The organism is Salinispora pacifica CNR114, assembly GCF_000514775.1.
Lineage (GTDB): Bacteria > Actinomycetota > Actinomycetes > Mycobacteriales > Micromonosporaceae > Micromonospora > Micromonospora pacifica.
The window spans coordinates 183,988-204,062 of sequence record NZ_AZWO01000004.1; the positions used below are offsets into that span (position 1 = coordinate 183,988).

Here is a 20,075-nt window from a genome sequence, read left to right on the forward strand (position 1 = left end):
GCCATCATGACACCGTCCGGCGCCGGCTCGACGGCGTCCGCGTCGCTCGCGGCGGTCCGGGCCGGGCATCGTCACAACCGCCGGTTGGCGTAATCAAGATCAATATTTTGATTGAAGTATGTACATGCGACACCTCCCGACGCCGATCTGAATACAGTAACGTGTTCCACCATCTGTTACCGCTGGGCTGGGGGTCCGATGACGACCGTGGTCGAGTACGACGTAGTGGTGGTGGGTGCCGGCGCGGCCGGCATGGTGGGTGCGCTTACCGCGGCGAAACGCGGCCTGCAGACCGTTGTGGTGGAGAAAGCCGATGTCTACGGCGGCACCACCGCCCGCTCCGGGGCGGGAATCTGGATACCCAACAACGAGGTGCTCCTCGACGCCGGAGTGCCGGACACTCCGACCAAGGCCGCCGAGTACCTGGCCGCGGTCGTCGGGGACGAGGTCCCCGCCACACGCCTGCAGGCGTACCTGTCGGCCGGGCCAGCCATGATCTCCTTCCTGTTGGAACACACACCGCTGCGGTTCGCCTGGATGGAGGGCTACCCCGACTACTACCCCGAACTGCCCGGTGGCCTGCCCGGTGGCCGGTCGATCGAGCCGCAGCCCCTCGACGCCAATGTCCTCGGCGCCGAGTACGCCGCCCTGAACGCGCCCTACATGGCCACCCCGCCCGGCACCGTCGTCATGGATGTCGACTACAAGTGGCTGGCCCTCATCGCCCGCCACCCCCGCGGGCTGACGACGGCCACCGAGATTGTCCAGCGCTACCTGGCGGCATGGGCCAGGGGCGAAAAGCCGATCACCATGGGCCAGGCACTCGCGGGCGGGCTGCGCGCCGGCCTGCTCGCCGCCGACGTGCCGGTCTGGCTGAACACCCCCCTGACCGAGCTGGTCGTCAGCGAGGGACGAGTCACCGGGATACGGGTGGTCCGGGACGGCGAGGAGGTTCTCCTCACCGCCCGGCGTGGAGTCATCGTCGGGTCCGGCGGTTTCGAGCACAACGAGGCGATGCGCAAGCAGTACCAGGAAGCTCCCACCGGCACTGACTGGACCGTCGGCGCGTCGTCGAACACCGGGGACGGCATCCGGGCCTGCGCCGAGGCGGGCGCCGCTCTGGACCTCATGGACAGCGCCTGGTGGGGGCCGATGATCCCGCTGCCGACCGGCCCCTACTTCTGTCTATCCGAACGCACACTGCCGGGTAACATCTTCGTCAACCCGGCCGGGGAGCGGTTCGTCAACGAGGCCGCCCCCTACGGCGACGTGGTCCGCACCATGTATGCGCAGGACGCCTTCCCGGCCTGGATGATCACGGATCAGCGGTACCGCAACCGCTACCTGTTCCGTGACCTCCCACCGCTGCTGCCCTATCCCAGCGAGTGGTATGACTCCGGCGCCCTGGTCCGGGACTGGACCATCAGGGGCCTGGCCGACAAGATCGGCGTCCCCTCGGCGACCCTGAGCGCCACCGTCAAACGCTTCAACACGCTCGCGAAGACCGGTCGCGACACCGACTTCCATCGGGGCGACAGTAGCTACGACCACTACTACGCCGATCCCACCAACGACCCGAACCCCTGCCTGGCCGCGCTGGTGCTGCCACCGTTCTACGCGATGCGGATCGTCCCCGGCGACCTCGGCACCAACGGCGGCGTCCGTACCGACGAGCGGGGTCGGGCGTTGCGGGAGGACGGCACGGTCATTCCCGGCCTCTACGCCGCCGGCAACGCGAGCGCGGCCGTCATGGGGAAGGGTTACGCCGGAGCAGGGTCGACGCTCGGGCCAGCGATGACCTTCGGATACCTGGCCGCGTTGGACATCGTCGAGGCGTCCCACGGTTGACGGCAACCGTCTCGGGCCCGCCAACACCCCTTACGCTGGCCGTTGGCGGTCACCGCCTCGCCCGGGTAGCCCATGCGGCCAACACCCATGCGGCCGACACCCGGGCGAGCGGATGACCGCCGACGGAGTAGTCGGCGTAAGACGTTGGAGGTCGAGGAATCGATGCGCGCTGTCTGGATCACCAAGGCGGGTGGGCCCGAGGTCCTTGCGGTACGGGAAACCCCCGATCCGCAACCGGGTCGCGGTGAGGTGCGCATCGCGGTCCGCGCCTGTGGGTTGAACTTCGCCGAGGTCATGGCCCGGCAGGGGCTGTATCCGGACGCTCCGAAGCCGCCGTCCGTGGTGGGATACGAGGTGGCCGGAGTCGTGGACGCCGTTGACGCCGAGGTCACCGGCCTCGAGGTGGGGCAGCGGGTGCTGGCCCTGGTGCGCTTCGGTGGCCACGCCGACACCGTTTGCGTGCCCGCCGCGCGGGTGCTGCCGATGCCCGATGGCCTCGACTTCATCGAGGGAGCCGCGATCCCGGTCAACTACCTGACCGCCTACCACATGCTCTTTCGGGTGGCGAACCTCCGCCCCGAGGCCCGCGTCCTGGTGCACATGGCCGCGGGTGGGGTCGGCACCGCGGTGCTGCAGCTGTGCCGCACCGTACCGGGAGTTGTCACCTTCGGTACCGCCTCGGCGGCCAAGCACGCCGTGCTCCGCGAGGAGGGCTGCACCCATCCCATCGACTACCGCACCGAGGACTACGTCGCCCGGGTGCGGGAGCTCACCGGCGGCGAGGGCCTCGACCTGGTGCTGGACTCCCTGGGCGGTCGCGACTGGAAGCGCGGGATGAGCCTGCTCCGGCCGGTTGGGCAGCTCATCGCGTACGGCTTCGCCAACCTGTCCACCGGTGAGCGGCGCAGCCTTCGCCGGCTCGTCGGTCAGCTCACCGGCGTGCCGTTGCTGACGCCGTACGGGATGATGGACCGCAACCACACGGTCAGTGGCGTCAATCTGGGGCACCTGTGGGAGCGCACCGACCTGCTGCGTGAGGAGCTGACCGCGCTGCTGGACCTGTGGCGCGAGGGCGCGATCAAGCCCCGGATCGACCAGGTGTTTCCGTTCGAGGAGGCCGCGGCGGCGCACCGCCGGATCGGCGAGCGTCGCAACATCGGCAAGGTGGTCCTCGTCCCCTGACGAGTCTCACCAGGTCGAGCGAGAACGCGACTGTCCACGGCCGCCGCGGGCTGCAGCCCGCGGCGGCCGTTTTGTTGCGGCGCCGGTGTCTCGCCGATGCTATGCTCCCAAGCAAGCGCTTGGCAGGAGGGACGATGGGGCGACTGGACGGCAAGGTGGCGCTCATCACCGGCGGCGCGCGCGGCATGGGCAAGGCACATGCCCGGCAGTTCGTCGCCGAGGGGGCCCGGGTGGTCATCGGCGACATCCTCGACGACCGCGGCACGGCCCTCGCCGACAGCCTCGGTGCTGATCGTTGCCGCTACGTGCACCACGACGTCACCGGCGAAGACGAGTGGGCTGCCGCGGTCGCCACCGCGCTGGCGGCGTTCGACCGACTCGACGTGCTGGTCAACAACGCCGGCGTCTTCCGGCACGCGGCGATCGCCACGATGGACCCGGCCGAGTTCCGCCACGTGATCGACGTGAACCTCACCGGCTGTTGGCTCGGCATCCACACCGTGGCGCCGGCAATGATGAGGGCCGGCGGCGGATCGATCGTGAACGTGTCATCGATCGAGGGCTTCGTCGGCGCGGCCGGCCTCTCGGCCTACAGCGCCAGCAAGTTCGGGATCCGCGGCATCACCAGGTCCGCGGCCCAGGAGCTCGGGCCGGCCGGCATCCGGGTCAACTCGGTCCATCCCGGCGGCGTGCTGACCCCGATGGCGCTGGCCGCCGCCGAGACCATGCCCGCCGTTGACTCGGACGCGTTCCTCACCTCGCTGCCGATCGCCCGACTCGCCGAGCCGGTGGAGATCTCCCGACTGGTGGCGTTCCTCGCCTCCGACGAATCGTCATACACCACGGGTGCCGAGTTCGTGGCCGACGGCGGGCTACTGTCCGGACCGGGATACTGAGATGACCTCGCTGGATCGAGCGCCCGCCGCACCCGGCCCCAGTAGCGGCGCGGAGGGCGAGGAGTCGTGAACCAGCGCGCCACGGTGGCGATGCCACCCGCGGACGTCGCGGAGCACTTGGTCCAAGGCCGGAAGCTCCAGCTCGCGACCGTCAACCGGGACGGCACACCGCACCTGGTCAGCATGTTCTACGCGATGCACGGCGGACGCATCGCCTTCTGGACCTACCGCGTTTCGCAGAAGGCCCGGAACATGGCCCGTGACCCACGGGTGACCTGCCTGGTCGAGGCGGGCGACGGCTACTTCGAACTGCGCGGCGTCCAGGTGACCGGCGAGGTCACCCGGATCGACGATCTGGCGGGAGTCACCGCGGTCGGCCGCCTGATCGCCGCGCGGATGCCCAGCCCGCTGGCGGTCGGCGATCTGCCGCCCGATGAGGTGGCAGCGGCGCTCGACGGTTATGTCGCGCACGCGGCGACCAAGCGGGCGGCCTATCTGGTGGAGCCGCGGCGGGTGGTCAGCTGGGACCACCGCCGACTGATGACCTGAGGACCGCCCGGACCGCCCGGACCGCCCGGACCACCCGGACCACCCGGACCACCCGGACCACCCGCCAAGCTACTCCACAACAGGCAGTTCCATCCGCATAGCGCAAGATCCTCCAGTTGGGACAGCGCCCCGGCACGGAATCATTTCCCAACGATGGAGGCATTCGTTACGGAAGTTGATTGGACAAGGGTCAGGGGAAGAGAGGTGACACTTCATCACTGGAGGCCGCCGAGGAAGCCCGCTACCTACGATGAGGATGGCTCAGCAGTAGGGCCGCGCAGGTCCCCGAGATAGCCCGGCCACTCGCCACCACCGTGCACTGCCACCGCCGCCCCGGTCACATAGGACGCCAGCGGAGAGGCCAACAGCAGACAGACGCCGGCGACCTCGGCCGGCGTCGCGGGTCGCCCCAGGGGCACCGTGCGCGCCACCGCCGCCGGATTCAGCCGGAGGCTCCCGTCGCCGGCCACCGGACCGGGGACGACACTGTTCACCCGCACCGCCGGCGCCCACTCGGCGGCCAGACTTGTCGCCAGGTGGTGCAGTCCGGCCTTGGCGGCGCCGTACGCGGCGGAGCCGGGTGATGGACGCGTGCCGCTGACACTCCCCACCATGATGATGATCCCGCCACCGGGCTGCTGTTGCATGACCGTGTTGGCCGCCTGCGCAACATGCAACGGAGCAACCAGGTTGAGCTCCACAACCTTGGCGTGCAGCCGGGGTGAGGCGCTGGCCGCCATCGCCGGGGGCGCCCCACCGGCGTTGTTCACCACCACGTCGAGGCGACCGAACCGGTCAACCGCCGCCGCCACCAGGGCGGCCGCCTGCGCGGGGTCACGAACATCAGCCGGCACGAAATCGGGCACCGCCGAGGACGGTTGGGTCCGGCCACAGACCAGCACCCGGGCACCCGCCGCGCGGAAGGCCGCGGCGATCGCGGCACCGATCCCCCGCGTCCCCCCAGTGACGACCACACCGCGACCCGTGAAATCGAGAGGCTCCATCGATTGATGTTAACCCTTGGGTATTCGCCGGGTCGACCCGAAGATACCATCCGACCAGACCATCTGGGACCCTGCCATGGTCGGGTAGAACACGTTACAGTCCATAGATGAAGTTCAGCCTCGGAATCGCACTCAGCCCGCTCGACCAACTCACCGACCTGGTGCAAACCGCCGAGGAGTGCGGCTTCTCGGCCATCGCCCTCCCCGACTCGCTCTTCTACTCCGAAGAGGTCAGCGCCAAGTACCCGTACACGCCGGACGGCAGCCGGTTCTGGGACGCGCAGACGCCCTGGGTCGACCCGCTGGTGACCGCCGCCGCGCTCGGCGCCGCCACCACCCGGATCCGGTTCTACACCCAGGTGCTCAAGCTCGGTCCCCGCAACCCGGTCCTGTTGGCGCGGCAGGTCGGGTCGGTGGCGAACCTGATCGGTAACCGGTTCGGGCTCGGCGTCGGGCTGGGCTGGTCGCCGGAGGAGTCACTCTGGTGCGGCTCACCGTTCGCCGCCCGGGGCGCCCGGGGCGACGAGGCGATTGAGGTGCTGCGGCTGATCCTGGGCGGTGGCATGGTGGAGCACCACGGCAAGCACTTCGACTTCGGCCGGCTACAGATGAGCCCGGCCCCGACCGAGCCGATCCCGATCTACGTGGGCGGTCACACCGATGCGGCGTTGCGCCGTGCGGCCCGGCTGGGCGACGGCTGGTCCTCCGCCATGATGCGCTTCGACGAGCTGTGCGCGACGATCGACCAGCTTGCCCGGCTACGCGTCGAGTACGACCGGGCCGACCAGCCGTTCGAGATCCAGGCGGTCTGCATTGACCGATTCGGCCTGGCGGGCTTCCAGCAACAGGCCGAGGCCGGCGTCACCGACGCGATCGTGATGCCCTGGCGCTTCTACGGCGTCGGCTTCGACGGCGACCTCGCCGCCAAGCGGGACGGCATCCGCCGCTTCGCCGACGAGGTGATCAGCAAGATCCATTAAGCGAAGGAGGCGTCCACCACAGCCGGGGTCAGTCCGAAATCAGCGAGATCGTAGCGATGCGCGGGGCGCGTTCGCCGCTGGTGCAGCGAGCTCATCGCGGCTCGCGCCGCAGTAGTCAACCGGGCCCCCAACCGCTCGTAGATCACCTCAACCACCCGGAGCGGGTCGGCGACGAAGTCGTCGTGGGAGACGTCGATGAAGTGTGCCGGGTCGTGTCGCGCGCGGTCGGCCATGAACCGCCGCAGCCCACGCGACCAGAGCTGCGCCTGCGCCCCACCGAGCACCTCCCCGCGGAACAGCTCCGACCAGCCCTCGCACGCCTGCGCGTTGAGGCTGCAGACCGAGGCGACCACCTCCCGCGGCGCGCGGTGCGTCTGGATCACCACGGCGTCGGGGTAGACGGCGAGCAGCGCGTCGAGGGCGAACAGGTGGCTCGGGTTCTTCAACACCCAGCGACGATCTCGGTCGTGCAGGCCGATGAGCTGGAGGTTGCGCCGGTGCCGCCGATAGGCAGCGGTCCAGTCCTGCGCACTCAACCACCGCGAGTAGCTCGGCAGGTAGGCCAGGCACTCGAAGGACACCGACATCATGGACTGCCGCAGCAACCGCCAGCACTCCTCCACCTGGTCGGCCGCGGTGTAGTGCGCACCCCGCAGGCCCGGGTTGGTCTCGTGGTACTGCTCGTAGCCGGCCTGCAGACTCACGTAGCCGGGGTTCGACTCCCAGGTGTCCCGCGGCGGGCGGGGTTGGGGGACCTCGGTCAGCCACAGCTCAAGCCCCTGGTGGCCGGGGTCGGCGGTGAGCAACCGGTGCAGGGCGGTGGTGCCGGTTCGGGGCAGGCCGGTCACGAAGACCGGCCGGGTCACCGGGACCTCGGCATGCTCCGGGAACTGCCGCCACGCCGCCTCGCTGAGCAGTCGGGACACCAGCGCCGCACGGAGAAACGCCCGGGAGACCTTGCTCCCGGTGGGCGTGAGGGCCGCCTCATTCCGGTACGCGGCCAGCAGTTCGCCCATCCCCTCGCGGTAGTCGTCGTCGCCGAAGTCGTCGAGCCCGGTGAGCCGGGTCGCCGAGGCGTGGAGGTCCTCGATCGTGCCGACATCCGTACGGGTGCTGCTCATGCTCGCTCCCGGAATTCAGTGATGGAACTCGCCGCAGTTGACGTCGAGGCACTGGCCGGTGATGCCCCGAGCCAGGCCGGAGCCGAGGAACAGCACGGCGTCGGCGACCTCGTCGGGCACCGGCAGCCGGCGCAGGTCGGTGGTGGCGGCGACCTCGTCGTAGAGCTGCTGGGGCGGCACGCCCCGCTGGTTCGCCTGGTAGTCGAACCAGAGTCGCAGGCTGTCGGCCCAGATCCAGCCGGGTGCCACCGAATTGACCCGCACGCCCTTCGGCCCGAGCTCACTGGCGAGATTCTGCGCGGCGGCGAGGAGCGCGGCCTTGGCCAGCTTGTAGGGGCCGAACGCCCGCCGGGAGTGGCGCAGCACGGCAGAGTTGACCATGACCACCGAGCCGCCGGACTCCACCAACGCGGGCGTCAGCAGCCGAGTCAGGCGCAGCGCCGCCAGCACGTTGACCTCGAAGCTCGACCGCAGGTCGGCCAACTCGACCTTCCCGAGACCGCGCATCGGCGGCATCTCGAAGGCGTTACTGACCAACACGTCAACGCGGCCGTACTCGGCGAGGGCGGCCCGCACGAGCGCGGCGCTCGACTCACCGTCGGTGAGGTCGGTGGGTACCGTCAGGGCCCGCTGACCCGCCGCCCGTACCTTTCCGGCGACCTCGGTGAGGAAGGACCCGGTGCGGGCGGCGAGCACCACGTCGGCGCCGGCCTGCGCGGCACGCACCGCGATGGCCTGGCCCAGCCCGGGGCCGACCCCGGCCACCACAACGACCTTCTCCGCGAGCAGCACGGCTCAGCCCAGCATCCGGGCCGCGGTCGCGGCCTGCCGGGCGGCGATGCGTTCCTGCCACGCCGCTCGCCCGATCGGCTCGTAGTACGGCACCTGCTTGGGTAGGTCATCCACCGCGACCACCTCCACCCGCGGCCCGTCCGCGGCGGTCAACGCGTGCGAGAGTCGCTGCCAACGCAGCTGCACGTAGCCGCGATCGTGGCCCGTGCACTCCAGCCAGTTCGCCACCCCCGGGTCGCGTTCGCTGATCACGTACCGGATCATGCCGTCCGGGTCGATCCGGGCCTGGGGCACGGTGAGGCTCGTCTGGTGGTTGCTGTAGTCCAGCGAGATGTACCACATGCTGCCCAGCTGGATGCCCTGGTAGGGCGCGTCGGAGACCCGCACGGTGATCACCATGGCCTGGTCCTCGGCGAGCTGGTAGTGGCCCACCGAGGAGTACTGGGTCGCCAACCCGCCGGGGGTGAGCCGGGGCGGGGTCAGGGTGTTCACCGGCAGGTTCAGGTAGAACCGCTCGGCGAACGCGAGGAAGGTGTGAATCCGACCGGTGAGAATCTTGCCGGCCACCGCGTAGCGTTTGGCCAGGGTCTCCTCGGTCAGCGGCGGCGGTGTCCCGCCGATGGTGTCGGGGCGGTGAATGCGCAGCATCCCGGGGCGTTCGGCCGCCCAGTCGCTGAACACCTCGCGCACCACGAGCATGGCCGAGCCGGGGGCGAGCGGGAACGCGTTCGGGCCGGAGAGCCCCGGCCCGAACCGAATCTCGAAGGAGCCGTCGGCAGCGACTTCAATCTCGCGGTCGTCGAAGGCGGTGAGGCTGCCCGGGACGTTGACCGGGGAGTAGGAGCCGTCGAGGACCTGGAAGCTCAGGTCGGCGGTGCTGCCCCGGCGGCCGGTCACCACGTACTCCGCGTCGTCGTGGAGCCACGCGTGAAAGTAGAGGGTGTCTGGATTGTCGAGGCCCATCTTCGTGTACGGGCCGGTGGAGCGGACGAAGTAGGGAAATTCGCGGTCGTAGGACCAGGCCATCTGGATCGAGCTCCGGATGCCACCAGCCAGGTAGTCGTAGCCCTCGAGCAGGTCCTGCTGGCCGCGGACGTGGGCCGCCTCGGCGATGACCCGCTCGGCTTCCGCGATGGCGTGGGAAAACGGCTGAGTAAGCACGACACCAATAATAGAACGTGTTCTACTTTTTGGTCAATGTGGTGCCGAGAACGGAACCTCTTCGGCACCACACGGTGCAATTTTCATGAGCACTTGCCCAGCCCCGCTTGACCGAGCCCATAGGGCCACCACCCCCTAGCGCAGCCCTCCGAGGTGGACCAATCTCTCCTCCGCCTCGGCGACCAGATCCGCCAACACGTCGACGACGGAGCGCACCTCATTCATCCGACCCACGATCTGCCCCACCGGCATCGGAACGACCGTCGGGTCATCAGAATCCATCAGCCGGCTGTGCGCCGACGCCACCAGCAGATTCTGGAGTGGCATCGGCAGCGGTCGGGGCGCCCCCTCCTCGCTCCAGGCCTCGGTCCACCGATTGCGCAGCAGCCGGGCCGGCTTGCCGGTGTAGATCCGGCTGCGGACCGTGTCCGCCGACCCGGCCCGGAGCAGTGCCGTACGCAGCGCGGAGCTGCTCTGGTATTCGGCCGTGCCGAGCCAGACCGAGCCCATCCAGACCCCACCCGCACCGAGCGCGAGCGCCGCCGCGATCTGGCGGCCACTCCCGATGCCCCCGGCGGCCAACACCGGCACCTGCTCACCGACCGCGTCCACCACCTCCGGCACCAGCACCATGCTGGCGATCTCACCGGTGTGGCCGCCGGCCTCGTACCCCTGCGCGACCACCAGATCGACCCCGCTCGCCACGTGCCGGCGGGCATGATCGGCCCGGCCGGCCAACGCGGCCACCAGCACCCCCCGCGCGTGCGCCTGGGCGATCACGTCGGGCGGCGGCGAACCGAGCGCATTGGCGATCAGTCGGACCGGGTGCGTCAGCGCCACCTCGACGTGACTGCGGGCCACCGAGTGCAGCCAACCGAGCACGCCGGCCTGGTGCTCGCCGTTGCCGCCGAGCGGCGGCACGCCGAGGCGCAGCAGGGTTCGCTCCACGAAGTCGCGATGCCCCGCCGGAATCAGCCGGTCGAGATCAGCCGGGGCACCCTCGGCCGGCTCAGTGCTGGGCATCACCACGTCCACCCCGTACGGCCGGCCTTCGGTCTCCCCGTCGAGCCAGGTGAGGACCGCGTCGAGCTCCTCCGGGTCGTTGAATCGCACGCAGCCCAACACGCCCAGTCCGCCGGCCCGGCTGATCGCCGCGACCACCTGCTCCGAGGGGCTGAAGCCGACGATCGGATACGCGATGCCGAGCTGTTCACTCAGCTCAGTCCGCATGGCTGACCTCCTCGGCCGGGTGTTGTTCCGCATGCCGCTGCGCCCACTTGTAGTCAGCCTTGCCGCTGATCGTGCGCGAGATCTCGGCCACCAGCCAGATCGACCGTGGCACCTTGTAGCCGGCGATCTGCTCCCGCAGGTGCGTTCGCACCGCCGCCAGGTCGAGCGTGCCGCCGGCCCGGGGCTGGATCAGCGCCGCCACCCGCTGCCCGAGCCGCTCGTCGGGCACCCCGACAACCAACGCGTCGAAGATGTCGGGGTGCGTCTTCAACGCCCCCTCGACCTCCTCCGGGAAGACCTTCTCACCGCCGGTGTTGACACAGGTGCTGCCCCGACCGAGCAACGTGATGGTGCCGTCGACCTCAAGCCGGGCGAGGTCACCCGGGAGCGCGTACCGCACGCCGTCCACCTCGATCAGCAGGGCGGCGGTCTTGACCGGGTCCTTGTAGTAGCCGAGGGGGAGGAAACCGCTCTTCGCCAGCCGCCCCTCCCCGCCCGGCGGCACCGGCCGCCCGTCCGGGCCGAGCACCACCGTGTTCGGCCCGGGCGTGACCCGCGGATCCTGCACCGCGCCACCGGGCACCTCGGCGACCACGCCCAGCCCGATGAAGCCGGTCTCCGACGCCCCGATCGCGTCGGTGACCAGCGCGTCGGGCAGCAGCTCCAGGTACTGCCGCTTGACCCCCGGGGAGAAGAGGGCGCCACTGGACGAGACCGCGGCCACCGACGAGCCGTCGTAGCCACCGGCGGCGTAGGCCTCGATGATCGGGCGGGCCATCGCGTCGCCGATCAACACCAGCACGTTGACCCGGCGCCGCTCGACCGTCCGCCAGACCTCCTCCGGGTCGAAGCGCGACAGCAGCACCACGGTGTCACCGGCGAAGAGCGCGGCGAGCACCGCCCACTGCGCGTTGCCGTGGATCAGGGGGGCCATGCAGAGGCGTACCATCGGGGTCCCGCTGGCGCCCCGGGCGGACTGGGCCCACTCGTCCTCGAGCGGAATGCCGGTCATGAAGTCGACGCCACCGCCGAGCGCGCGCCACACGTCCTCGTGCCGCCAGAGCACCCCCTTCGGGTAGCCGGTGGTGCCACCGGTGTACAGCAGGTAGAGGTCATCCGCCGAGCGCTCGCCGAAGTCCCGCGCCGGGTCGCCGGCGGCGAGCGCGTCCGCGTACGGCACGCCGCCGTACCCACCGATCTCCTCCGCCGAGCCGTCGGGTAGGGCCACCACGGTGTGCGGACCGGCGGCGCCGGCCAGCACGGTAGCGACTCGGGGCGCGAAGCGACGGTCGTGGATCAGCGCCGACAGCTCCGCGTCGGCGAAGAGGAAGCGCAGCTCGTTCTCGACGTACCGGTAGTTGATGTTGACGATCGCGGCGCGCAGCTTGTAGACGGCGATCATGGCCACCACGGCCTCGATCGAGTTGCCAGCGTAGAGGCCGACATGGTCACCGGGGCGCACGCCGCGGTCACGGAGGAAGTGGGCCAGCCGGTTGGCGCGCTCCTCCAGCTCCGGGTAGCTGATCGCCTGCTCGCCGAGGAACACGGCGGGACGGTCACCGAAGGCGTCAACCGCATGTTCAAACAGGTCTGCGATATTTGCCACCATCACTTAAAAGTAGAACCTGTTATCGTCGCTGACAAGCCTTGGAAATCGTCGAAGGAGGCGCCCGTGGAATCGGCAGCCGACCAGCCACACGCACTCGTGGAGCAACGTGGACAAATACTGATCGTGACGATGAACCGGCCACGGGTCCGCAACGCGCTCTCCCCCGAGATGCTCGCGATCATGCGAGACGCCTGGGACCGTGCGGACGACGATCCGGAGATCCGAGCCTGCGTGCTCACCGGGGCCGGGGGTGCCTTCTGCGCCGGCGCCGACCTCCGCGCGATGACCCAGTCCCACCCCGGTGACCGGTTCAACGGCGCCGACCTCTCCCGGATCGACGCGCTACTCAAGGGACGGCGACTGACCAAACCGCTCATCGCCGCGGTGGAGGGGCCGGCGGTGGCGGGCGGCACCGAGATCCTCCAGGCAACGGATCTCCGCGTGGCCGGGGCTAGCGCCCGCTTCGCGGTCTCCGAGGCGTGCTGGGGCCTGTTCCCCCTCGGCGGCTCCGCCGTCCGGCTGGTACGACAGATCCCGTACGCCGTCGCGGCGGAGATGCTGCTGACCGGACGCCAGTTGGGTGCCGCCGAAGCCCGGGACGTGGGCCTGATCGGCCACGTGGTGCCGGACGGACAGGCCCTGGACAAGGCCCTCGAACTGGCCGGGATGATCGCCGCGAACGGCCCGTTGGCGGTGCAGGCGATCCTGCGCACGATGCGGGAGACCGAGGGCCTGGCCGAGAACGAGGCGTTCGCGCTGGAGGCACCCATCGGCACGGCGGTGTTCCGCACCACCGACGCCAAGGAGGGCCCGCGCGCCTTCGTCGAGAAGCGCACCCCCCAGTTCCACGGGCGGTAGCCAGGTCAGATCGCGCGCTGCTGCGCGGCCCAGTACGGGTCGCGCAGCACTCGCTTGTAGAGCTTGCCGTTCGGGTCGCGGGGCAACTCCTCGACGTAGTCCACGCTTCGGGGCAGCTTGAAGCGGGCCAGCCGGCCGGTCAGGAACGCCAGCAGCTCGCTGGTCAGCTCCGGACCAGCCGTCACCCCCAGCTCCGGCTGCACCACGGCCTTGATCTCCTCACCCCACTCATCGTGCGGGATGCCGAAGACCGCGACATCCGCTACCGCCGGATGAGCGGCGAGCTCCCCCTCGATCTCGGCCGGATAGACGTTCACCCCACCGGTAATGATCATGTCGCTCTTCCGGTCACACAGGTAGAGGTAGCCATCGTCGTCGAGGTAGCCGATGTCGCCGACGGTGAACATCCGGCCGCGCCAGGACTGCCGGGTCTTCTCGGCGTCGCCGAGGTATTCGAAGGTCGTCTCACCCATCTGCAGATACACCGTCCCGGGCTCACCTGTTGGCGCGTCGTTGCCATCCGGGTCGAGCACCCGCACCTGCGAGCCCGGCCAGGCCTGCCCGACCGAGCCGGGCCGGGCCAGCCAGTCCTGGGCGGTGATCAGGGTGCCGCCGCCCTCACTGGCGGCGTAGTACTCCACCACCACCGGCCCCCACCAGTCGAGCATCCGCCGTTTGACCTCGTGCGGACACGGCGCCGCACCGTGGATCATCATCCGCATCGACGACAGGTCGTACGCCGTCCGAACCTTCTCCGACAGGGCGAGTAGGCGACGGAACTGGGTCGGCACCATGTGGCTGTGGGTGACCCGGTGCCGTTCGATCAGCCGCAGCATCTCGTGCGGGTCCCACCGGTCCATCAGCACCACCGGATGGCCGAGCTGCAGCGAGATGACCGCGAAGTTCATCACCGCGGTGTGGTAGAGCGGTGAACAGCACAGGTGCACGTGGGAGTCGAAGGGTTCGAGGCCGAACAGCCCGAAGAACCAGAGCGACACCGGCGGAACGGTGTCCGGGTCGGCGCCGGTCAGCGGACGCCGTACGCCCTTGGGCCGCCCGGACGTTCCGGAGGTGTAGACCATCAACGCACCGAGGGTGCGCGGCGTGGGGCGGTCGGAGGCGCCGGCGCCGAGGTCGGCGAGCGGCCGGAACCCGGGAACCGCGCCGGCCACGGCGAGGCATCCGTCGGCCGGGATGCCGGCCTCGACGGCGGCGGCCACGGCCACCTCGGCGAATCGGCTGTGCGCGACGAACGCGCGGGCACCGCTGTCGCGCAGAATGTAGGCGATCTCGGCGGCGGTCAGATGCCAGTTCAGCGGCACCGAGTACAGCCCCGTCTCCAGGGCGGCGAACTCGGCGGCAAGCAGGTCGGCACCGTTGGGCAGCAGCATCGCCACGGTGTCCCCGGGCACCATCCCGAGCGCCTGGAGGCCGCGCCCAATCCGGTCGGCCTCGGCGGCCAGCTCGCCATATGTGACGACCCGGCCATCCGGGTCAACGACGGCGATCCCATCTGGATCCTGACTCGCGATGTTCCACAGCCCGATGCCAGTCATGGACCCGACTCTATAACGTGTTCCACTTCCTGAACAGCAGAACGGGAGCGACCTTGATTCACCTCGATAGAACATGTTTCACTGAACCTTGTGGATACCGCCTCGGCGCCCCCGCTTGCCGCCCCGCTGGACATCGCCTTCGACTACACCCGCTCCCTCGGCCCGGTCCTGGGGCGATTCATGACCGGCCTACGCGACCGTCGAGTGCTCGGCGCCCGCACCGCCGACGGCCGCGTCCACGTTCCCCCGCTCGAATACGATCCGATGACCCACACCCCGGTCACCGAGCTCGTTTCCGTCTCGCCCACCGGCACCGTGACCAGCTGGACCTGGACCGACCGGCCGCTTGACGGGCAGCCCCTCGACCGACCGTTCGGCTGGGCACTGATCCGGCTCGACGGAGCCGACACCGCGCTACTGCACGCCGTCGATGCCGGCACCCGGGAGTCGATGCGGACCGGCATGCGGGTCCGCGTCCGCTGGGCCGCGGAGCGATCCGGAGACATCCGCGACATCGCCTGCTTCGAGCCCGGCCCGGGCCCACCCCGCGCGCCCGACGACACCACCGGCGGCGATCCCGGCAGCGCGCCCGGCACCAACAGCGATCCCGCCACCAGCGGCGATCCTGTCATCGGCATAGTGACTCCGATTCGGCTCTCCTACACGCACACCACCTCCGCCGAGGAGAGTCGATACCTGCACGCGCTCGCCGAAGGACGGCTGCTCGGCCAGCGCTGCCCGGCCTGCCGCAAGGTCTACGTACCGCCCCGGGTCTGCCCGGCCGACGGCCTGCCGACCGAGGAGGAGGTGCCGGTCCGCGACCACGGCACGGTCACCACGTTCTGCGTGGTCAACGTTCCCTTCGCCGGGCAGCGACTGGAGCCGCCGTACGTGGTCGCCCAGGTCCTCCTCGACGGTGCCGACATCCCGATCCCCCACCTGATCCTCGGCCAGGCCGGCGACGTCCGGATGGGCATGCGGGTGGCCGCGGTCTGGCGGGACCCGACGACCTGGACCACCACCCCGGAGAACATCGCGCACTTCCGTCCCACCGGCGAACCGGATGCGCCGTACGAGTCCTACCAGGAGCACCTGTGAACCCTGCCGTCGCCGTCATCGGCTTCGCCCAGGCACCCTGCCGACCCTCCGCGGGGACCACCAGTGGCGTCGAAACCCTCGTCCCGCTCTTCCACCAGGCCCTGTCGGCGGCCCGCCTTGACCGGCGCGAGGTGGAATTCTGGTGCTCCGGCTCCTCGGACTACCTCGCCGGCCGGGCGTTCTCCTTCGTCAACGCGATCGACGCGATCGGGGCGTACCCGCCGATCTGTGAGTCGCACGTGGAGATGGACGCGGCCTGGGCGTTCTACGAGGCGTACGTGAAGATTCTGGCCGGCGAGGCGGAGACCGCGCTGGTCTACGGCTTCGGCAAGTCCTCGGCCGGCCTGCTGCGCCGGGTACTGGCGCTCCAACTCGACCCGTACGTGGCCGCGCCGCTCTGGCCCGACTCGGTGAGTGTCGCCGCGCTCCAGGCCCGGCTCGCCATCGACGCCGGGCTCGTCACCGAGCAGGCCATGGCCGAGGTGGCGGTCCGCAGCCGGGCCGACGCCAGCACCAACCCCTACGCCCAGGTGTCCGGGCAGCCAACCGTCGACGAGCTGGTCGCCGCCCCCTACGTCGCCGACCCGCTCCGGGCACACGACTGCGCACCCGTCTCCGACGGCGCCGCCGCACTGGTGCTGGCCGCCGGCGAGCGTGCTCGCCGGCACCGGGAGCAGCCGGCCTGGATCAGCGGCGTGGCGCACCGGGTCGACCCGCAGGGCCTCGGCGAGCGGGACTTGACCACGGTGCCATCCGCGACCGCCGCGGCCGAGGCGGTAGCCCTACCGACGGACCTCGACGTGGCCGAACTGCACGCCCCCTTCACCCACCAGGAGCTACTGCTGCGCACGGCACTCGGCCTCGGCGACCGGGTCCGGATCAACCCGTCCGGGGGTGCGCTCTGCGGCAACCCCATGTTCTCGGCCGGGCTGGCGCGCATCGGCGCCGCCGCCGAACAGGTCATGACCGGCCGGGCCCGGCGAGCGGCCGGGCACGCCACCAGCGGGCCGGCGTTGCAGCAAAACCTCATCTGTGTGCTGGAGGCGAGGTCATGAGACGAGCAGCCGTGCTGGGTACCGGGCAGACGCAGCACCAGACACGCCGTACCGACGTGTCGATGGCCGGGCTGTGCCGGGAGGCGATCGACCGCGCGCTAGCCGACGCGGGCGTCGACTGGCCGCAGATCGACGCGGTCGTGCTTGGCAAGGCGCCGGACCTGTTCGAGGGCGTGATGATGCCGGAGCTGTTCCTCGCCGACGCGCTGGGAGCCGCCGGGCGCCCGTTGCTGCGGGTGCACACGGCGGGCTCGGTTGGCGGCGCCACCGGGGTCGTGGCGACCAGCCTGGTCCGGGCCGGCGTGCACCAACGCGTACTCGCGGTAGCGTTCGAAAAGCAGTCGGAGTCCAACGCCATGTGGGCGCTCTCCATCCAGCCGCCCTTCACCGCGCCGATCGGAGCCGGGGCCGGTGGCTACTTCGCGCCACACGTCCGCGCCTACATTCGACGCTCGAACGCACCCGAGCACGTCGGGGCGATGGTCGCGGTGAAGGACCGGCGCAACGGTGCGCTCAACCCCTACGCGCACCTGCGCCAGCCGGAGATCACGCTGGAGTCGGTGCGGGCCTCGCCGATGTTGTGGGACCCGATCCGGTACGACGAGACCTGCCCCTCCTCCGACGGCGCCTGCGCGATCGTGATCGGCGACCAGGCGGCAGCCGAGGCGAGCGAGCGGCCGGTGGCCTGGATCCGGGCGACGGCGATGCGCACCGAGCCGACCTACTTCGCCGGCAAGGACCACGTGAACCCGAGGGCCGGCGCCGAAGCCGCCCAGGCACTGTGGCAGGCGGCCGGGATCACCGACCCACTCGCCGAGGTCGACGTGGCGGAGATCTACGTGCCGTTCTCCTGGTTCGAGCCGATGTGGCTGGAAAACCTGGGCTTCGCCGAAGCCGGACACGGCTGGAAACTCACCGAGTCGGGCGAGACCCAGATCGGCGGACGCCTGCCCGTCAACCCGTCCGGCGGGGTGCTCTGTTCCAACCCGATCGGCGCCTCCGGCATGCTGCGCTTCGCCGAGGCGGCCAGGCAGGTCATGGGACGGGCCGGCGAGCACCAGGTGGCCGGAGCGAAAACGGCGCTGGGTCACGCGTACGGCGGCGGGTCGCAGTTCTTCTCGATGTGGGTCGTTGGCGACACCGCGGGTCGGTGAAGTAGGTACAGGTTCCAATACGATGGGGAGGTCCAGATGAACACCTTCAAAACCCTGTCCCTCAGTGCGGCGATCGGCGTGGCGCTCGCCGCCCTCGGCATCGCGGCCACCATGGCAGCCCTCAGCCCGACCGCCGCCGAGGTCGCGAGGGAGATGGCCAGCGAGGAGGACTTCGACCCAGCCGCCCCGCCCGCCTTCTACGGCACCCGCTGACAGCTGCCCGCCACTGTCGACCGGCAGCGGCAATCCGCCGGCCACTCCAGCAGGACACAACGGAGCCGCCTACGCCTGCGGCCGGATGGGCCAGCCGAGGAACCGGTCGAACAGGTCCGGAACGTCACCGGTGGTACTCGGGTTGAGTCGGTGCAGGTCTTCTATGGCCTCATGGAGCAGGCCGGCCAGATAGAGAAAAAGACTGACCCGGTCGTCGCGGTATTCGGAAACCAGAGCGAGCCGCGCCGGCCCACAGGGCCAGGGCTGACCGCACCGTCGGCACAGCCAAAGTGGACGCAGCGGTAGATGCTCCGATGGCATCAGCCGCTTCACCTTTCGAAGGCAATCTCCGGTACCGCTCACCGTCGTTCGCACTTCCGGGCTTGCTGCTCGAACACCATCCGCCACACGTGTGTCAGCAGAGGCTGATCGACTGCGTCCGACCGTACCGGCGGAGTCGCCGTAGTCCCCCGAGACAGCTCGCCTGTCAGGGCATACCGCGAAACGTACACAATCATGGCCGAACCTGATCCGGTCCGGTCGCCACGAGGACCGGAACGAGTTCCTGCCGGTATGTGGATCCGCACTCTGACCCAACGGACGACACTGGCCCATCCGATTCTGAGTCAGACGAGCTGTCGTCGGCAACGTGGTCGCCGGCATCGACCGGATCCATCTTGCTCGTCATACGCACTGGTTCCCTCCGCATCGTTCTTGGGGCTTGAGGTGGCGCCGGGGCGGGCGGGCAGTGAGGACGGCGGCCTTGCTGTGCCGCTTGGTGCCATCGGCCAGCACCCGCCCCGGGCCATGCCTCTACGCAACCGTGGATCGTTGTGGGACTCCAGCGCGGCAACTGCGCAAAAGTGGCGCACCCGAGTTGCGCGGTGACTGCTGAGCTGGATGAATGGACCGGAAAGCAACCACCGCGGAAGGAACGGCGCGTGGCGGGCAACCGGAACCGGCTGGCTCAGTGCCGAAAGTCGGTCGGGCTAAGCCAGGAACGGCGTTCGACGCGAGTTGGCGGCAGCTGTTGGCGAATCCGCGACCCTGATGGGCCAGCTCGTCTGGGACGCCTCTCAACGCCGCGACCACGCCGCCAGCGCCGCTTACTTCGACCAGGCAATCATCGCCGCCCAGGAAACGCGGAATTTCGTCACCGAGGGCAATGCGCTGCTGCCGCAAAGCTTCCTCGCCCTCTACGGAACCAGGCACCCTACCAAGGGCTTGGCGCTGACCAGCAGGGCGGCGCAGGTCAGCTATGGCGAGAGTCATGTCATCGCCGGGCTCGCCCACCCTCATCACGCCGAGGCACACGCGATCCTTGGCCAGGACCGGGATTGCTCGAAAGCCCTAAGTCTGGCGGAGAGGCATTTCGGCGCGGCCGACCAAAGTGATCCGGCTGATATCCTTTCCGCTCCCAGTCAGTTCGCACGGCTCGAAGGATGCTGCTGGCTGTTCTTAAACAAGCCCGAGAAGGCCCTTGCGGCGTTGCAGAATGCCCGGAAGTTCAGCCAAGTTCAGCGGAAATCCACCGCAGTAATTCTCGGAAACCTTGCCCTGGCCAGCATCCTCCGCCGGGACCTCGAGGCCGCGACCTCATATCTGAGTCAGAGCATCGATGTAATCGAGTTGAATCGATCCGGCGGTGGCCTCGAGCTGGCCTTCACCGCCGCCCGGGCGCTGCGTCCCTGGTGCGCCAAACCGGCCGTTCAAGACGTCAAGGATCGACTTCTCACCCTTATGACCAGCTAGGAGAAGCAGCGTGACCA

20 protein-coding genes are annotated in these 20,075 nt (G+C 69.8%); 11 read left to right on the forward strand and 9 right to left on the reverse strand.

Translation table 11 applies throughout. The features are described 5' to 3' along the window. Positions 1-198: 198 nt before the first annotated feature. The 4 genes from kstD (at position 199) to B118_RS0103065 (ending at position 4,475) form a co-directional block, all read left to right on the forward strand. Complete coding sequence (gene kstD / locus B118_RS0103050; RefSeq protein WP_027645384.1) at positions 199-1,848, forward strand: 3-oxosteroid 1-dehydrogenase; 1,650 nt, start codon at positions 199-201, stop codon at positions 1,846-1,848. Between the two features lie 162 nt (positions 1,849-2,010). Further along, positions 2,011-3,030, forward strand: a complete 1,020-nt coding sequence (locus B118_RS0103055; RefSeq protein ID WP_026185124.1) for a synaptic vesicle VAT-1 family membrane protein — start codon at positions 2,011-2,013, stop codon at positions 3,028-3,030. Between the two features lie 134 nt (positions 3,031-3,164). Continuing rightward, positions 3,165-3,926 carry a glucose 1-dehydrogenase gene (locus tag B118_RS0103060; RefSeq protein WP_018810508.1) on the forward strand — a complete coding sequence of 254 codons (762 nt, stop codon included), beginning with the start codon at positions 3,165-3,167 and terminating at the stop codon, positions 3,924-3,926. 66 nt (positions 3,927-3,992) lie between these two features. Further along, positions 3,993-4,475, forward strand: coding sequence for a pyridoxamine 5'-phosphate oxidase family protein (locus tag B118_RS0103065; protein ID WP_028192352.1), 483 nt, complete (start codon positions 3,993-3,995; stop codon positions 4,473-4,475). Positions 4,476-4,720: 245 nt separating this feature from the next. Here B118_RS0103065 and B118_RS0103070 read toward each other — a convergent pair whose 3' ends face one another. Next, entirely contained in the window at positions 4,721-5,479 is a 759-nt protein-coding gene (locus tag B118_RS0103070) for an SDR family oxidoreductase (protein ID WP_028192353.1), read from the reverse strand. Positions 5,480-5,586: 107 nt separating this feature from the next. Between B118_RS0103070 and B118_RS0103075 the strand changes: the two genes are divergently transcribed. Next, a complete protein-coding gene (locus B118_RS0103075) occupies positions 5,587-6,459 on the forward strand; it encodes a TIGR03619 family F420-dependent LLM class oxidoreductase (RefSeq protein WP_018810505.1) in 873 nt (290 codons plus the stop codon). On the opposite strand, the gene B118_RS0103080 is transcribed toward B118_RS0103075, so the two are convergent. From B118_RS0103080 to B118_RS0103100, 5 genes are all read right to left on the reverse strand, one after another. Beyond that, a complete protein-coding gene (locus B118_RS0103080) occupies positions 6,456-7,580 on the reverse strand; it encodes a sulfotransferase family protein (RefSeq protein ID WP_018810504.1) in 1,125 nt (374 codons plus the stop codon). The genes B118_RS0103075 and B118_RS0103080 overlap by 4 nt on opposite strands. Before the next feature lie 15 nt (positions 7,581-7,595). Next, the gene (locus B118_RS0103085) at positions 7,596-8,372 is read right to left on the reverse strand and encodes an SDR family oxidoreductase (protein ID WP_018219371.1); all 777 of its coding nucleotides are present in this window, start codon (positions 8,370-8,372) and stop codon (positions 7,596-7,598) included. 3 nt (positions 8,373-8,375) lie between these two features. Continuing rightward, a complete protein-coding gene (locus tag B118_RS0103090) occupies positions 8,376-9,533 on the reverse strand; it encodes a hypothetical protein (RefSeq protein WP_018219370.1) in 1,158 nt (385 codons plus the stop codon). A gap of 135 nt (positions 9,534-9,668) precedes the next feature. Then, positions 9,669-10,763: an NAD(P)H-dependent flavin oxidoreductase gene (locus tag B118_RS0103095; protein WP_018810502.1), complete on the reverse strand. Its 1,095-nt coding sequence runs from the start codon at positions 10,761-10,763 to the stop codon at positions 9,669-9,671. Further along, complete coding sequence (locus B118_RS0103100; protein ID WP_018810501.1) at positions 10,753-12,372, reverse strand: acyl-CoA synthetase; 1,620 nt, start codon at positions 12,370-12,372, stop codon at positions 10,753-10,755. The genes B118_RS0103095 and B118_RS0103100 overlap by 11 nt, the downstream gene beginning before the upstream one ends. Before the next feature lie 63 nt (positions 12,373-12,435). Between B118_RS0103100 and B118_RS0103105 the strand changes: the two genes are divergently transcribed. Then, complete coding sequence (locus tag B118_RS0103105) at positions 12,436-13,230, forward strand: crotonase/enoyl-CoA hydratase family protein (protein ID WP_018219367.1); 795 nt, start codon at positions 12,436-12,438, stop codon at positions 13,228-13,230. Between the two features lie 5 nt (positions 13,231-13,235). Here the strand turns inward: B118_RS0103105 and B118_RS0103110 are convergent, their stop codons facing one another. Beyond that, the gene (locus B118_RS0103110; RefSeq protein WP_018219366.1) at positions 13,236-14,786 is read right to left on the reverse strand and encodes an acyl-CoA synthetase; all 1,551 of its coding nucleotides are present in this window, start codon (positions 14,784-14,786) and stop codon (positions 13,236-13,238) included. Between the two features lie 90 nt (positions 14,787-14,876). On the opposite strand from B118_RS0103110, the gene B118_RS0103115 reads away from it, so the two are divergent. From B118_RS0103115 to B118_RS32310, 4 genes are read left to right on the forward strand one after another with little or no spacing between them, the layout of a single operon-like run. Beyond that, positions 14,877-15,884 (forward strand): Zn-ribbon domain-containing OB-fold protein, encoded by a 1,008-nt coding sequence (locus B118_RS0103115; protein ID WP_028192354.1) that lies wholly within the window; start codon positions 14,877-14,879, stop codon positions 15,882-15,884. Then, entirely contained in the window at positions 15,881-16,939 is a 1,059-nt protein-coding gene (locus tag B118_RS0103120; RefSeq protein ID WP_028192355.1) for a thiolase domain-containing protein, read from the forward strand. Before B118_RS0103115 ends, B118_RS0103120 begins: the two co-directional genes overlap by 4 nt. Next, positions 16,936-18,093, forward strand: coding sequence for a thiolase domain-containing protein (locus B118_RS0103125; RefSeq protein ID WP_026185123.1), 1,158 nt, complete (start codon positions 16,936-16,938; stop codon positions 18,091-18,093). Before B118_RS0103120 ends, B118_RS0103125 begins: the two co-directional genes overlap by 4 nt. Before the next feature lie 36 nt (positions 18,094-18,129). Beyond that, positions 18,130-18,306: a hypothetical protein gene (locus tag B118_RS32310; RefSeq protein ID WP_018810498.1), complete on the forward strand. Its 177-nt coding sequence runs from the start codon at positions 18,130-18,132 to the stop codon at positions 18,304-18,306. Between the two features lie 69 nt (positions 18,307-18,375). Here B118_RS32310 and B118_RS0103135 read toward each other — a convergent pair whose 3' ends face one another. Together B118_RS0103135 and amcA are read right to left on the reverse strand one after the other, a co-directional pair. Then, a complete protein-coding gene (locus tag B118_RS0103135) occupies positions 18,376-18,627 on the reverse strand; it encodes a hypothetical protein (RefSeq protein ID WP_050573240.1) in 252 nt (83 codons plus the stop codon). A 38-nt stretch (positions 18,628-18,665) separates the two neighbouring features. Further along, complete coding sequence (gene amcA, locus B118_RS33565) at positions 18,666-18,824, reverse strand: multiple cyclophane-containing RiPP AmcA (RefSeq protein WP_337588111.1); 159 nt, start codon at positions 18,822-18,824, stop codon at positions 18,666-18,668. A gap of 532 nt (positions 18,825-19,356) precedes the next feature. Between amcA and B118_RS27850 the strand changes: the two genes are divergently transcribed. Next, positions 19,357-20,058: an NsdA family TPR-like regulatory protein gene (locus B118_RS27850; protein WP_050592774.1), complete on the forward strand. Its 702-nt coding sequence runs from the start codon at positions 19,357-19,359 to the stop codon at positions 20,056-20,058. Positions 20,059-20,075: the final 17 nt, after the last annotated feature.